11 protein-coding genes are annotated in these 13,864 nt (G+C 64.1%); 1 reads left to right on the top strand and 10 read right to left on the bottom strand.

Annotation, left to right across the window (positions count from 1 at the left end; genetic code table 11):
* Positions 1-177: 177 nt before the first annotated feature.
* The 3 genes from AC4FWB_RS30295 to glmM all read right to left on the bottom strand — a co-directional run bounded on the left by AC4FWB_RS30295 (position 178) and on the right by glmM (position 3,536).
* Positions 178-939 carry an outer membrane protein gene (locus AC4FWB_RS30295; protein WP_491029897.1) on the bottom strand — a complete coding sequence of 254 codons (762 nt, stop codon included), beginning with the start codon at positions 937-939 and terminating at the stop codon, positions 178-180.
* Between the two features lie 196 nt (positions 940-1,135).
* A complete protein-coding gene (locus tag AC4FWB_RS30290) occupies positions 1,136-1,978 on the bottom strand; it encodes an outer membrane protein (protein WP_491029896.1) in 843 nt (280 codons plus the stop codon).
* 205 nt (positions 1,979-2,183) lie between these two features.
* Complete coding sequence (gene glmM, locus AC4FWB_RS30285; protein ID WP_491029895.1) at positions 2,184-3,536, bottom strand: phosphoglucosamine mutase; 1,353 nt, start codon at positions 3,534-3,536, stop codon at positions 2,184-2,186.
* Positions 3,537-3,903: 367 nt separating this feature from the next.
* Here glmM and AC4FWB_RS30280 point away from each other — a divergent pair, with 367 nt between their 5' ends.
* A complete protein-coding gene (locus AC4FWB_RS30280; RefSeq protein ID WP_491029894.1) occupies positions 3,904-4,761 on the top strand; it encodes a hypothetical protein in 858 nt (285 codons plus the stop codon).
* A 499-nt stretch (positions 4,762-5,260) separates the two neighbouring features.
* Here AC4FWB_RS30280 and ftsH read toward each other — a convergent pair whose 3' ends face one another.
* From ftsH to tolA, 7 genes are all read right to left on the bottom strand, one after another.
* On the bottom strand, positions 5,261-7,195 hold the full coding sequence (ftsH, locus tag AC4FWB_RS30275) for an ATP-dependent zinc metalloprotease FtsH (RefSeq protein WP_491029893.1): 1,935 nt from the start codon (positions 7,193-7,195) through the stop codon (positions 5,261-5,263).
* A 105-nt stretch (positions 7,196-7,300) separates the two neighbouring features.
* On the bottom strand, positions 7,301-8,701 hold the full coding sequence (gene tilS / locus AC4FWB_RS30270) for a tRNA lysidine(34) synthetase TilS (RefSeq protein ID WP_491029892.1): 1,401 nt from the start codon (positions 8,699-8,701) through the stop codon (positions 7,301-7,303).
* Positions 8,702-8,752: 51 nt separating this feature from the next.
* Positions 8,753-9,904 (bottom strand): tol-pal system protein YbgF, encoded by a 1,152-nt coding sequence (gene ybgF, locus AC4FWB_RS30265; RefSeq protein ID WP_491029891.1) that lies wholly within the window; start codon positions 9,902-9,904, stop codon positions 8,753-8,755.
* A 271-nt stretch (positions 9,905-10,175) separates the two neighbouring features.
* Entirely contained in the window at positions 10,176-10,682 is a 507-nt protein-coding gene (pal, locus tag AC4FWB_RS30260; RefSeq protein ID WP_491029890.1) for a peptidoglycan-associated lipoprotein Pal, read from the bottom strand.
* A 243-nt stretch (positions 10,683-10,925) separates the two neighbouring features.
* Positions 10,926-11,303 (bottom strand): four helix bundle protein, encoded by a 378-nt coding sequence (locus AC4FWB_RS30255; protein WP_491029889.1) that lies wholly within the window; start codon positions 11,301-11,303, stop codon positions 10,926-10,928.
* A gap of 38 nt (positions 11,304-11,341) precedes the next feature.
* Positions 11,342-12,634: a Tol-Pal system beta propeller repeat protein TolB gene (tolB, locus tag AC4FWB_RS30250; protein ID WP_491029901.1), complete on the bottom strand. Its 1,293-nt coding sequence runs from the start codon at positions 12,632-12,634 to the stop codon at positions 11,342-11,344.
* A 68-nt stretch (positions 12,635-12,702) separates the two neighbouring features.
* Complete coding sequence (tolA, locus tag AC4FWB_RS30245; protein WP_491029888.1) at positions 12,703-13,857, bottom strand: cell envelope integrity protein TolA; 1,155 nt, start codon at positions 13,855-13,857, stop codon at positions 12,703-12,705.
* Positions 13,858-13,864: the final 7 nt, after the last annotated feature.

Here is a 13,864-nt window from a genome sequence, read left to right as displayed (position 1 = left end):
GCTTCGCTCCCCGCTTCCTTCACGCCGGCCTCGCGGTCCGACGCTCTGCGGTTCGCTTCGCTCGCTGTGACCAGCTCACGAGAGGACTTTCACCTCCTAGTCGATGCCCATGCCGGGCGCACAACGACAACGGCGGACCGTTGGATCCGCCGTCGACATTTTCCTGGCCCGCGCCGCTCACCAGAGGTCGTAGCGCAAGCCGAGCTTGACCTGGTGGTTGCTGATGCCTTTGTGGACCGGGAACGAATTCAGGCTCGCGGCGGTGACGTATTCCGCATCGGGGGCGGAAAAATACTGGTAGCCCAGGTCGATCAGCACATTCTTCGAGACCTGGTAGGCAACACCCGCATTCAATGTATAGGCAAGCGAATATTTCGCCTTGGAGCTACGCTCGACAAAATCGTCGGTGTCGTCGCCATTGGCGGTAAAATAGTTCGCCGAGAGCTCGTATTTGCTGCGGACGATGCCGACGCCCGCGCCAAGATAAGGCGTGAAGCCGACATAGGTGCCGAGATCGACATAGCCGTTGAGCATGCCCGAGATCGCATAGTTCTTGAGGCTTCCGGATGCCACGGTCGGCTCTGCCGCGGTCGCCGTGTCATCATAGCTGAAGCTGAACTTGTTGCCGGGCAGGTAGCCGAGGTTGAGATCGGCGCGGAGATAATCGTTGAAATGATATCCGAAACCGATGCTTGCAAAATACGCGTCCTCACTCTCGCTTTGACTGGCAGGCGTGAAGCTGAAGTCCTGGTCCCTGAAGCTCTTTTCCACCAGATAGGAAACGTCGCCGCGCAGGTACCAGCCCGAGCCGACCTCGACCGGCTGATAGTCAGGGGCCTGGTCGACATAGATCGGCGGATCGTAGTCGGCCGCGAGCGCTGGCGTCAGCGGCAAAAGGGTTGCGGCAAGCGCTGACGCAATACGCGAATTGAGTGTCATGGTCCCCGGCTCCCGAGATTGGCGCCAGCCGCGAGCGCGAGCGCCGTTTCAAGGAGCCATTGTTAACCATAGTGGTTAAGTGCCGGTTAAGGATAACAGGCGGTTATCGAATTGATTTCGATGAGATTTTACCAGCCGCACAAAAACGAAACCGCCCGGCTGGCGCCGGGCGGTCGAACTGTCGAATGCGGAAGGTTTACTTGGTGTAGATCGGTTCCGGCTCGGGCACATAGGGCTCCGGCGGCGGAGCGCAATCGGACCTGCCGAACTGATAGCGCAGACCGCCGCGCACTTCATGCACGTTGATGCCGCGGTCGTACCCGGGGCCGACATTGCTGTCCGAAGCGTATTCGAACATCTTGCCGCCATTGATGTGGCTGTAACGGTAGCCGACGTCGAGCTTGACGCGATCGGTCAGACAGTAGGAAGCGCCGGCCATCAGGGCATAGGCGAAGCGCCAGCCCTTGCCGCCCTGATGGAAGAAGTCGCCGTCGAGGTCGCTGTTGTGCAGCGTGTCCCACTTGACCCAGGCGCCGCCGATGCCGGCGCCGACGTAAGGCGTCACACCATGCCAGGTGCCGATGTCGACATAGGCGTTGGCCAGAAGCAGCAGCGCCGAATAGGACGAGGTGTCGGTCGATACGCAGGGTACGCCGCCGCCGCAGAAGCCGACGGTTGAACCCCGGAAGTTGGACTTGCCCATCCAGTCTGCGGTGAGGTCGGTGCGGAAATACTGATTGACCTGGTAACCGACACCGGCACCGGCGGAGAAGGCGCCTTTCAGCTTGCCGCTGGCGAAGCTGCCCTGGGTCTGGGGCGCCGCGCCGTAAGTGATGTAGTCGCCACCGCGGAAGCGCGACCAGTGATAGTCGATGTCGCCGCGGATATACCAGCCGCCGACATCGACCGGCTGCGCCTCCACGACCGGCGGCGGAGCTTCCTCGACCGGCGGTGGTTCCGCGAGATCCGCGGCGAGCGCCGGTCCGGCCAAGCCCGCGAACAGCGCGGCAAACAATGCCATTCTTGCTGTATTGAACATGCTGTCACCCCTAAGAAGCCTCGGGACGACATCGCCCGAAGATAAACCTCGGCGTGGATAATGAATTGCAAAGGTTAAAGGCCGTTTAACCGTACCGATTAACCACGAATCTATACAATTTTAGAGGGTATGCCGTTGTCCGGGCCACGGGCGCACGAAAAAGCCCGCCGGGCGGCGGGCTTCCGAACGTGGTGGGCCGGCTCAGTCAGGCGGCGCTGCGGGTTTCCGAGATGATCCCGACAATGTCGTTGACCACGGTCTCGACCAGTTGCGGATCGTCGCCTTCGGCCATGACGCGGATCAGCGGCTCGGTGCCGGAAGGCCGGATGACGAGGCGGCCGGCCTTGCCCAACCGGTTGCGCGCATCCTCGATCGCCGCCCTGACCGGCGCTTCCTCCAGCGGCTTGCCGCCGGAGATGCGGACGTTCTTCAGCAACTGCGGCACCGGTTCGAACTTCTTCGACAGCTCGCTGACCGGCCGGTTCTGCCGCTTGATGCAGGCCAGCACCTGCAGCGCCGAAACCAGGCCGTCGCCGGTTGTCGAGAAATCGGAGAGCACGATATGGCCGGACTGCTCGCCGCCGACATTGAGGCCGTGCGCGCGCATGTGCTCGACGACGTACCGGTCGCCGACCTTGGTGCGGTGCAGCTGCAGCTTCATGTCGCCGAGGAAACGCTCGAGGCCGAGATTGGACATCACCGTGGAGACGACGCCGCCGCCGGCCAGCCGCCCGCTCTGGTGCCAGGATTCGGCGATCAGCGCCATGATCTGGTCGCCGTCGACGATGGCGCCGTTCTCGTCGACAATGACCACACGGTCGGCGTCGCCGTCGAGCGCGATGCCGATATCGGCGCGCACCTCATGCACCTTCTTCTGCAGCCCGGCCGGATGGGTCGAGCCGCACTCCTTGTTGATGTTGAAGCCGTTGGGCTCGACATTGATGGCGACCACTTCGGCGCCGAGCTCCCACAGCGCCTCGGGCGCCACCTTGTAGGAGGCGCCGTTCGCGCAGTCGACGACGATCCGCAAGCCCGAAAGCGACATCGAGCGCGGCAGCGTGCGCTTGGCGAATTCGATGTAGCGGTCATGCACGCCATCGACGCGCTTGGCGCGGCCAAGCCCGTCCGAATCGGCAAGCGCAAGCTCGATGTCCTTGTCGAGCATGCCTTCGATGCGCTCCTCGATCTCGTCGGAGAGCTTGTAGCCGTCAGGGCCGAACAGCTTGATGCCGTTGTCGTAGTAGGGGTTGTGCGAGGCCGAGATCATCACGCCGATGTCGGCGCGCAGCGAGCGCACCAGCATGGCGACCGCCGGCGTCGGAATCGGTCCGAGCAGAAACACGTCCATGCCGGCGGCGCACAGGCCCGACACCATCGCGTTCTCGATCATGTAGCCGGAAAGCCGCGTGTCCTTGCCGAGCACGACGCGGTGGCGATGATTGCCGCGCTGGAACGAAAGCCCGGCGGCCATTCCGACCCGCATGGCGACCTCGGCCGTCATCGGAAACTTGTTGGCGCGTCCGCGGATGCCGTCGGTGCCGAAATACTGCCCTGCCATGCTTGCCAATGTCCCCGTCGGTTTTTCGCCGCCCGTATTGCCACAATTGGGCCGCATCCGATCATCACATTTCGTGATTATATATTACCATTCCTTAGAAAATCATTGTCGCGGGCGGTTCAAGTGATTCGACAGCCTACCACGACCCCTGACTGTAGCGGCAATATACCAGCCATGGCGAGCTTTTCCGCGCAAAGCCGTCTGGCAAACCTTGTCTACGCGACCGACGCCAAGCAATTCATCACCTTATCGGGAGAAACACACTTTGTGAGTGCATCCGCGCTGGAACCATCTGGCGCAGTCTGAAGTTGAGAGCTATTGATTTGGTATAGGGACACCACCTGGCGGCAGCAAGGGAGAAAACGCCATGCTTATTCATAGACTTGCAACGTTGACGGGCATCGCCGTCGCAGCCTTGTTCCTGGCGGCGCCGGCCAACGCGCTGACCATGGCCGAGTGCAGCACGAAGTACAACGCGGCCAAGGACGCTGGCACGCTCGCCGGCCAGACCTGGAACCAGTTCCGCAAGGCTGAGTGCGGCAGCGACGCCTCCGCCGCGACCGATACGAAGGCGGCGACCGACACCAAGGCGGCTGACACCAAGCCGGCCAAGAAGGCCAAGGAGACGACCGCTGCGGCAACCGCCGACAGCTCGGCCAAGGGCCTAACCGCCAAGGAGTGCAGCGCCAAGTACCAGGCTGCGAAGGCTGCCGGCACGCTGAATGGCATGAAGTGGAACGACTTCCGCAAGACCGAATGCGCGGCCGGCGCCACTGCCGCCGCGACCGACACCAAGCCCGCCAAGACGACCAAGACCGCGACATCGACGACAGCGGCTGAAGGTGGCAAGGGCCTGAGCATGGCCGAATGCAGCACCAAGTATCAGGCGGCCAAGACCGCCAACAAGCTCAACGGCATGAAGTGGAACGACTTCCGCAAGGCCGAATGCGGCGCCGGCGCTGCCGACGACGACACCGTGCCGGCTCCGACGGAGGCGACTTTCACCAAGGAACCGGCAAAGCCGACCGCGGCCGCGCCGAAGGGCGTGACCTTCCCGACCGCCATCTCGCCGAAATTTGCCACCGAGACCCCGGCCAAGGGCCGCATGCATACCTGCCTCGAGCAGTACTACGCCAACAAGGACGCCAACACGCTGAACGGCCTGAAGTGGATCCAGAAGGGCGGCGGCTTCTACAGCCTCTGCAACGCCAAGCTGAAGAGCTGATAGCTTCGTAACGGTTGACGAAGGCCCGCGAGCCGCAAGGTTCGCGGGCCTTTTTTTGTTGGGCGACTCCGCTGCAAGGGGAGCGCCATCGGCGAAGCGGCCAATCTCCCCCCTTGTGGGGGAGATGTCCGGCAGGACAGAGGGGGGCGCGAAGGAACTCAACGCTTGCAAGGTGACGGTTACTACGCCCGCGAGGTCATGGGGGGAGGGTCGCTCTGCGAAGCTAACGGAGATGGGAATCGCGCGGCTTTCCTCCATCTCGCTTTCGGCGGGGCCAGGGAAACTGAAGACCCGACATGTCGGCGGGACAGCGCCCCCCTCTGCCCTGCCGGGCATCTCCCCCACGAGGGGGAGATCGGATTGTCACCCGGGCTTTCGCCAATCGCCAACGTTGCAGACGCAAGGTCGCGGGAAGGCCGGCAATCCCTGCGATCCCCCAAAGGAAAACGCCGCGGTTTGATCCGCGGCGTTCCAAAGTTCCTTTGTTCTCTTCGAACCTTCACCCCTGCGGCTGCGGCTCCATGCCGCCTTCGGGCTCGGGGCCCTTCTTGCGGCGGCCGCCGGTGCCGGCCTTCGGAACGGCCGAGCCGCGGCTGGGCGGCGTGTCGTCGCCGAGGTCGCGGGCGGGCTTGTGGCCGGCGATCAGCTGCTTGATCTCGTCGCCGGTCAGCGTCTCATATTCGAGCAGCCCTTCGGCCAGCGCGATCCAGTCCTTCTTCTTCTTGGTCAGCACGGTCTTCGCGGTGGAGTAGGCGTCGTCGATCAGCCGGCGCACCTCGGCGTCGATGATCTGCGCCGTCTCTTCCGAGATGTTCTGCTGGCGCGCCACCGAATGTCCGAGGAAGACCTCTTCCTGGTTGTCGCCATAGGCGACATGGCCGAGCTTGTCGGAGAAGCCCCAGCGCGTGACCATGGCGCGCGCCAGCTTGGTCGCCTGCTCGATGTCGGAGGAGGCGCCGGAGGTGATGTTCTCCTTGCCGAACTTGAACTCCTCGGCGACACGGCCGCCCATCATGATCGCGAGCCGCGAGATCATGTATTTGTAGCTCATCGAATAGCGGTCGCCTTCCGGCAGCTGCATGACCATGCCGAGCGCGCGGCCGCGCGGAATGATGGTCGCCTTGTGCAGCGGGTCGGCCGTCGGCACGTTGAGCGCCAGGATGGCGTGGCCGGCCTCGTGATAGGCGGTCAGTTCCTTCTCGGCCTGCGTCATCGCCGACGAGCGGCGCTCGGCGCCCATCATGATCTTGTCCTTGGCGTCCTCGAACTCGGCCATGGTGACGAGCCGCTTGTTGCGGCGCGCCGCCATCAGCGCGGATTCGTTGACGAGGTTCATCAGGTCGGCGCCGGAGAAGCCAGGCGTGCCGCGCGCGATCACCTTGAGATCGACATTGGGCGCCAGCGGCACGTTGCGCACATGCACCTTGAGTATCTTCTCGCGGCCGACGATGTCGGGGTTCGGCACCACGACCTGGCGGTCGAAACGGCCGGGCCTGAGCAGCGCCGGGTCGAGCACGTCGGGCCGGTTGGTGGCGGCGATCAGGATGATGCTTTCGTTGGACTCGAAACCGTCCATCTCGACCAGCAGCTGGTTCAGCGTCTGCTCGCGCTCGTCATTGCCGCCGCCGAGGCCGGCACCGCGATGACGGCCGACCGCGTCGATTTCGTCGATGAAGATGATGCAGGGCGCGTTCTTCTTGGCCTGGTCGAACATGTCGCGCACACGGGATGCGCCGACGCCGACGAACATTTCGACGAAATCCGAGCCGGAGATGGTGAAGAACGGCACGTTGGCTTCGCCGGCGACGGAGCGGGCGAGCAGCGTCTTGCCGGTGCCGGGCGGGCCGACCAGCAGCACGCCGCGCGGGATCTTGCCGCCGAGCCGCTGGAACTTCTGCGGGTCGCGCAGGAATTCGACGATCTCCTCGAGATCCTCCTTGGCCTCGTCGACGCCGGCGACATCCTGGAAGGTGACGCGGCCATGCGCCTCGGTCAGAAGCTTGGCCTTCGACTTGCCGAAGCCCATGGCGCGGCCGGAGCCCGACTGCATCTGGCGCATGAAGAATATCCACACGCCGAGGATCAGGATCATCGGCAGCCACGAGATCAGATAGCCGAACAGCGAGTTGGAGCCGTCGGTTTCAGGCCGCGCGTTGATGGTGACGTTCTTGTCCTGCAGCCTCGAGACCAGCGACGGATCGCCGGGCGAATAGGTCTGGAAGCCGTTGGCATTGTCCGTATAGTTGCCCGAGATGCGCGCGCCGGCGATGGTCACGCTCTTGACCCGGCCGGACGCGACATCCTGCAGGAACTGCGAATAGGCAACCTCGCTGGAAGCGCCGCGCGTCTGCGGCGTCTGGAAAAGATTGAACAGGGCGATGAGCAGGACCGCTATGATCGCCCAAAGCGCGAGGTTGCGATAATTCGGATTCATCTATTGTCCTGTTGGCGTCCGCATGCGGACCCACGATGGTGATGGAGGCTTGGGCCTAACATAGGGAGAGCGCCTCCCCTTGCCAAGCATAACAGCACGCCTCGGTTAAGCTTTCGCCCATGGTCCGCCGCGATCATGGCCGCGGAAAGGCAATGGCGGCAGCGGCGGCGCGCCGATCAGCGCGGCGACGGCCGCGGCGGCCAGCAAATCGAAGGACGGCAGGAAGCGGGCAAAAGGCGACACCACCGGGACGCTTGCCATTGGCTGCTGCGCATCACCACCGCCAGCAAAATCAACGCGTTCACCGCCGCGCCACAGCGCGGGTTCAGCGGCCAGCGCCTTGCGCTGCATGCTTGCCGGAACGCCGCCTTGCGGGACAAATCGCTTGGCGACGACGGGCCCCGCGGGCGCGATCACCAACCCGCCCGACCTGTCGCTCAATGTGATCCGGCGCCGACCGTCCCAAAGGACCTGGTCCTCTGCCGGAACGGCGGCGGGCAGATTGCGCGCCTCGCGGTGAAGAAAGATGCCGCTCCGGCGCGCATCGACCACGGTCCGCGACAATGTGGCGCAAAGCGTTCCGGACCGAAGACGCTCGAACAGCGCCCGGCAACGCGCCTGATCGACAAGGAACGAGACGCCGCCGACCGTGGCGAGCAGGATGCGCAGCGCATAAACGGCCGCTTCGCTGTCTTCACCGCTGGCGAAATCGCGATCGAGGCGGATGAGCCCTGAAGCCGGGCTGCCGGCAAAGGCGCCGATCAGCACGGCCGCGCGGCGGCCGAGGTCCCCGCGTTCGGCGGCCGCTTGTCCGGCCTTCGCGATTGCCTGCGCGAAAAGCGTCTCGCCGTCGTCGCCGGCAAGCGAGGCGCGCATGCGCGGCCGCTCGAAACGCTGGTCGACATTGGTCGGATCCTCGATCCAGCCGATGCCGCGGCGCTTCAGCATCTCGCGCAGCGCAGTCCGGCGCGTGCCGAGCAGCGGCCGGGCGATCCATGTGCGCCAGTCGTAAAGCGTGGCGGGCGCCATGCCGGCGAGGCCGCGGCCCTCCTCGCCCGGCTGCTCTTCGCTGGCCCTTTCGTCGGCGCGGACCTGTCGCATCAGCACCGTCTCAGCCTGGTCGTCGGCGGTGTGGCCGGTTACGACCACGCGGATACCTTCCGCTTCGGCCGCCTCGGCCAGCAGCCGGTAGCGCGCCTCGCGCGCGGCGGCTGCCAGGCCGGTCGTCGGCTTGCGGCCGGACCAGACGAGCGTGCGGTGCGCGATCTCGTGCTCGGCGCAGACGCTCGCCACGGCTTGCGCTTCCGCGGCCGAACCTGGTCTGAGGTCATGATCGATCGTCACCGCGAGCAGTTTTGCCGCGGGCAGGGTTCGGTCGAGATGATGCTTGAGGAGAAAGAGAAGGGCGGTCGAGTCGCTGCCACCGGACACGGCTGCAACGGCGCCGTTGGAAAAGTCGAAGTCTGAGAAAAGGCGGTCCGAAAGGTCAGGCTCGGTGTCGAGCATCGGCGCATGTCGCCCAAAAGTGGTTCCGGGTTTGGAACAACGGCATTCAAGCTAGCACGACGCCAGCGCCTTTTCCTGCTTGATGCGCTCCTTGAGCGTGCCGGAAACATCGGGATAGCGCTTGCCGATCTCGTTGAAGGTGGCGCAGGCCACGTCGTTCTGCTTGAGGCCGACCAGCGACACGCCGAGCTTCAGCAGCATGTCGGGCGCCTTCTTGGCCTTCGGATAATCCTTGCTGGCGGCCAGGAAGACCTCCGCCGCGTCGCGGTATTTCTGCTGGCCAAGCAGGGATTCGCCCAGCCAGTAATGCGCATCCGGCGCCTTGGCGTCCTTGGGGAAGCGGGAAATGTGGTCGCGAAAACCCTGCTCGGCCGTGGGATAGTCGCCCGACAGGATGAACTGGTAGGAGTTGCGGTAGAGTTCGTCCGGATCGTTGGTCGAGGGCAACGAAGCCATCACCGTCCCGCCGGACTTGCCCTTGCCGCTCTTGGCGCTTGTCTCGGCGGAAGGCGCATTTGCCGTCGCCGCGGGAGCTTGCGCTGGCGCGCCCGCCTGTGGATCGCCTTCGGCGTTGACGACATTGCCGTTCTTGTCGACCGTGATGGTGCCGAAGGTCTTCGGCGGCGCGCCGGTGATCACCTTACCCGGATCGCCGGTCTGCGACTCGACGATAACCTCGCCGACGCTCTTGCCGCCGCCGTCCTGCGCACCCTGATCGGACGGAGCTTGCGTCGCCGGGGCTTCGGCGACGCCGGTGTCGGTACCGCTGTCGCCGATGCCCGCATCACCCGGATTCGTGTTGCCGTTGCCGGTATTGCCATCCTGCGGCGCGGCCTCGGATTTCTTCTGGCCGGTTGGCTTCGCGCCCTGCGAACCGCCTTCGAGCTGCTGGAAGCGGAACTCGTTGTCTTCCTGTTGCTTGCGCATCTGCTCCTGCATCTGCAGGATCTGGAAATTGAGCTCCTCGATCTTGCCGTTCATCTGGCGCAGCTGATCTTCCAGGCCGGTCATGCCGGCGCCGTCCTGCTGCGCCATCTGAGCCTGCTCCGTCTTCTTCTTGTCGCCGAAGATGCCGAGCGTCGGCAGATGGAAGGTGAATCCGCTGCCGGAGGATTGCCCGCCGTCCGCCGGGGCGGCGACGCCTGCCATGCTTGATACGAGCAGCAGCGCAAGCGTGCCGCTCAGGACCGTTCTGAAATGCATTCTATCTCTCGCCGTGAAAATCTGTTGGCCTGATGCGCCTTTCCAAATCGGAATGGGGAGGAAGCGCCCTCGCGCTCATAGCAGGACGCGAGACTTCGGCCAAATTTTGTTTCAACCTGTCGCATACGAAAAAGGCGGCCCTGAGGCCGCCTTTCGTTTCGCGATGTTGTATTTTTGCCGCCCACAGCGCCGCGCGTCGTCAGACGCGCAAAGGACGCTGTGGCGCTTATGATCGTTTCCGAAAATCGATATCGATTTTCGGCGCGGAGTCTCAGGAGCCGGCGCCGGAGAGCGTGGTGACGGCGCGGCGGTTCTGCGACCAGCACGAGATGTCGTCGCAGACGGCGACCGGGCGTTCCTTGCCGTAGGAAATCGTCTTCAGGCGGTTGCCGGCGACGCCCTTGGAGACCAGGAAGTCGCGGGTGGCGGCGGCGCGGCGGGCGCCCAGCGCCAGATTGTATTCGCGCGTGCCGCGCTCGTCGGCATGGCCTTCGATGACGATGGCGTACTGCCTGTACTGGTTGAGCCACTGCGCCTGGCGGCCAAGCGTCGTCTGCGCGTCGGCGCGGATCGACGAAGAGTCGGTGTCGAAGAAGATGCGGTCGCCGATGTTGACGGTGAAGTCCTGCGCCGAGCCGGGCGTGGCGGCGCCGGCGCCGTTGAGCCCGAGATCGGCCGCGCTGTTCGGGGTCTTCTTCGAGGCGCAGCCGGTGATGGCGAGGGCCGCCACCAGCGCGATCATTGCCGGATTTCTGGTAAGTGCTGCGATACGGCCCATGCCGCCTCTCCTTCGCATTCGAGTGATTTCGTTGATCACCCAGTAACCACGTTTGGGTTAACCGGCATTCAAGAAACACAGTTAATATTTGGTTTCGGCCGCCGTCCTCGGCCGTTACGCATCCACGCATTTACCAAGATCGACAATGCGCGCGGACCCTAGGCGGAAATGCGGCCAAAACATGAAAAAAGAGGGGATTGAGGAACTGAAGAATTGAGGAACTGAAGAACTGAGGAAAAGGGATCAAGTCAGCTTCTCTCTGAGGTTCACGAGCATCCCGTGCACCTTGGCATAGGATTGCCGCCACGAGTCGAGCTGGGCCTGCGTGATGTATTGAAGGTCAAACGCGTAGGATATCCACGTCTCGACTTCGCTGCATGACCCAATCGCCATCGAAACGAAGCGAGCAAATTCGGCCTTGGAGTGGCTCTGCTTGGCAAATCCCTCAGCTAGGTTCGCGCAGATCGCCTTGCTCGAGCGACGCAGTTGATCGGCTAGCGCGTATTGCTCGATTTTCGGAAAGGCAAGCGTCGCTCTATGCACGTCAAGGGAAACCGCGTAGGCGCGCTTGTAGACTTCCAAGTCCCTCGCGCGCTCGACGTAGCGCTCCGGCTTCTCCATTTCCTCAGTTCTTCAATTCTTCAATTCTTGAATTCCCCTTACTCGAGAAGCGGCGACCAAGCGGGATCCGACGCAAAATTCGACGTCGGGATCTGCTGTTCGTTGCGGCCGGTGAGATCGACCGAAACCAGCTTCGGCCCGCCGGCGGAGTCGCGGAAGAACATCAGCACGCGGCCGTTCGGCGCCCAGGTCGGACCTTCCTGCTGGAAGCCGGAGGACAGGATGCGCTCGCCCGAACCGTCGGTCTTCATGACGCCGATCTGGAACTCGCCGCCGGACTGCTTGGTGAAAGCGATGAGGTCGCCGCGCGGCGACCATACCGGCGTCGAATAGACGCCGTCGCCGAACGAGATGCGGTGCGGGTTGGAGCCGTCGGCGCCCATGACATAGATCTGCGAACGGCCGCTGCCGCCGCCGCGGTCGGAGGTGAAGACGATCTGCGAGCCGTCCGGCGAATAGGACGGCGAGGTATCGATGGCGACCGAGTTGGTGAGCCGCGTGGTCGTGCGGCTTCTCAGATCCATGGCGAAGATGTTGGAGTTGCCGTCGTCGCGCAGCAGGCTCATGATCACCTTCTGGCCGTCGGGCGAGAAGCGCGGCGCGAACGTCATGCCGGGGAAGTTGCCGACCAGCTCGCGCTGCCCGGTCTCGATCTGCAGCAGATAGACCTTCGGCTGCCCGCTCTCATAGGACATGTAGGTGATTTCCTGCCGGTTCGGCGAGAAGCGCGGCGTCAGCACGATCGAGCGGCCGTCGGAGAGATAGCGCACATTGGCGCCGTCCTGGTCCATGATGGCGAGGCGCTTCTTGCGCGCGTTCTTGGCGCCGGATTCGTCGACGAAGACGACGCGCGTGTCGAAATAGCCCTTCTCGCCGGTCAGCCGCTCATAGATCGCATCGGCGATGATATGGGCGACGCGCCTGGTGTTGGCGTCGTTGGCGAAGAACTGCTCACCGGCCATCTGCTGGCCGGCAAAAGTGTCCCACAGCCGGTATTGGGCGCGGATGCGGCCGTCGGCTTCCTTGCCGACGCTGCCGGTGACCAGCGCCTGCGCATTGATCACTTTCCAGTCGTCGAAGCGCGGCGTGGCGTCCGGGCCCGAGATCTTCTCGATGAAGGCGCTCTTGTCGATCGGCGCGAACAGGCCGGAGCGCTTCAGGTCGGCGGTGACGATCTCCGTGATCTGGGCGCCGAGCGCATCATTGGACTGGAAATCCGTGATGGCGATTGGCAGCGGCTCGACATTGCCTTTGTTGACGTTGAGCTCGACGAGCGCCCAGGCCGGCAAGGTGGCGCCGGCCGTCATGCCCAGCGCCATGGCTGCAATCATCAGGAGCGGCTTGAGGAAAGATCTCATGTCTTCTCGCTTCTCTTCCTTTGATAGTTCAGACGCCAAGCCTAGAGGCCAAGCATCTCCCGTGGATCGAACGTGACCCGGATGTCGTTCCAGATATCCTGCTTGCCGGCAGGGACCTGCAGGCCGGCCACGTCGCATTTTTGCACCGCGCGCACGGCGCTTTCGTCGAACTGCCGGTTGCCGCTCGACTGCTCGACCGATGGGCGGCCGTCGAGCTTGCCGTTGGTGTCGAGATTGAACCTGACCACGACGACGAAGTTCTCGGAGCCTTCCAATCCGACAGGCAAGGTCCAGCAACCGCCGAGCTGAGCTTCCAATGCCCCCTGCTCGGACTTGGAAAGCTTCTGGCCCTGATCCTTCTCGCCACCGAGCGAAGACTGCTGGGTCGAGCGCTTGGCGCCGCCGCCGGACGGCTTCTGCTTGTCAAGCAGGGCCGAAATCTCGTCGGCGTTGAACTGTTTCTCATCCGACTTCGGCTTCGAGGAGGCCTCCTTGACCGGCTTTTCCGCATCCTTGCGCTCCGGCGCCTTGGCGCTCTCAGCCTGGGCGGGCTGCGGCTTCGGCCGCGCTTCCGGCGCCGGCGCCGAATCCGGAAGCTTTGCTTCTTCCGTCGGCTGGTCCTGCGAGATCGCCTGGGCGACGGCGTCCGGTTTGACCTCTTCCTTTTGGATGGCGGCGGTCGTGTCCTTCGGCGGCGACGGCGTCGGCTCCTTGGCCGGCGCCGGCTTCGGCTCTGGCTGCTTGACCGGCTCGGGCTTGACCTCTTCCTTCGGCGCAGGGGTCGGCGCCACTTCGGTCGCGGGCACCGGCTTCGGTTTTTCCTGCGGCTTCGGCACGTCCTCGACGGCCGGCTTCTCGGTCGGCGTCGGCGCCGGCGGCGGCGCGGAGGTCTTCTCGACCGGCTTCGGCTTGGCCTCGTCCGTCACCGGCTTGTCGGTGTCGACGCTGTTCTCGCCGACCTTCTGTGCGTCGGGAACGACATCCGGGCGCTTCGTTGGAAGAGGCGCCGGCTTGTCATGCATGACCGCTTTCTTGTCGCCTTGCAGCGTCTGGGCGATCGCCTCCATTGGCACGATATCGACCGCTACCGACTCCACGTCGGAAGCAGGCATCGCCGGTGGCGAGGACAGCGTGAACAGCCCGAAGGCCAGCGCCACCGCATGCAAGATCACCGAAGAGGTGAGGCCGGTCCGCATTTCGCGT

This window comes from Mesorhizobium sp. LEGMi-168a (assembly GCF_058312955.1).
This window is presented reverse-complemented; position numbering and strand designations above follow the sequence as displayed.

Excerpts from the sequence above, each read along its gene's own strand:
- tolB (WP_491029901.1), bottom strand. The coding sequence starts at position 12,634 with ATGATTGCAGCCATGGCGCTGGGCATGACGGCCGGCGCCACCTTGCCG.
- ybgF (WP_491029891.1), bottom strand. The coding sequence starts at position 9,904 with ATGCATTTCAGAACGGTCCTGAGCGGCACGCTTGCGCTGCTGCTCGTA.
- AC4FWB_RS30280 (WP_491029894.1), top strand. The coding sequence starts at position 3,904 with ATGCTTATTCATAGACTTGCAACGTTGACGGGCATCGCCGTCGCAGCC.
- ftsH (WP_491029893.1), bottom strand. The coding sequence starts at position 7,195 with ATGAATCCGAATTATCGCAACCTCGCGCTTTGGGCGATCATAGCGGTC.
- AC4FWB_RS30290 (WP_491029896.1), bottom strand. The coding sequence starts at position 1,978 with ATGTTCAATACAGCAAGAATGGCATTGTTTGCCGCGCTGTTCGCGGGC.
- AC4FWB_RS30255 (WP_491029889.1), bottom strand. The coding sequence starts at position 11,303 with ATGGAGAAGCCGGAGCGCTACGTCGAGCGCGCGAGGGACTTGGAAGTC.
- tilS (WP_491029892.1), bottom strand. The coding sequence starts at position 8,701 with ATGCTCGACACCGAGCCTGACCTTTCGGACCGCCTTTTCTCAGACTTC.
- pal (WP_491029890.1), bottom strand. The coding sequence starts at position 10,682 with ATGGGCCGTATCGCAGCACTTACCAGAAATCCGGCAATGATCGCGCTG.
- glmM (WP_491029895.1), bottom strand. The coding sequence starts at position 3,536 with ATGGCAGGGCAGTATTTCGGCACCGACGGCATCCGCGGACGCGCCAAC.
- AC4FWB_RS30295 (WP_491029897.1), bottom strand. The coding sequence starts at position 939 with ATGACACTCAATTCGCGTATTGCGTCAGCGCTTGCCGCAACCCTTTTG.
- tolA (WP_491029888.1), bottom strand. The coding sequence starts at position 13,857 with ATGCGGACCGGCCTCACCTCTTCGGTGATCTTGCATGCGGTGGCGCTG.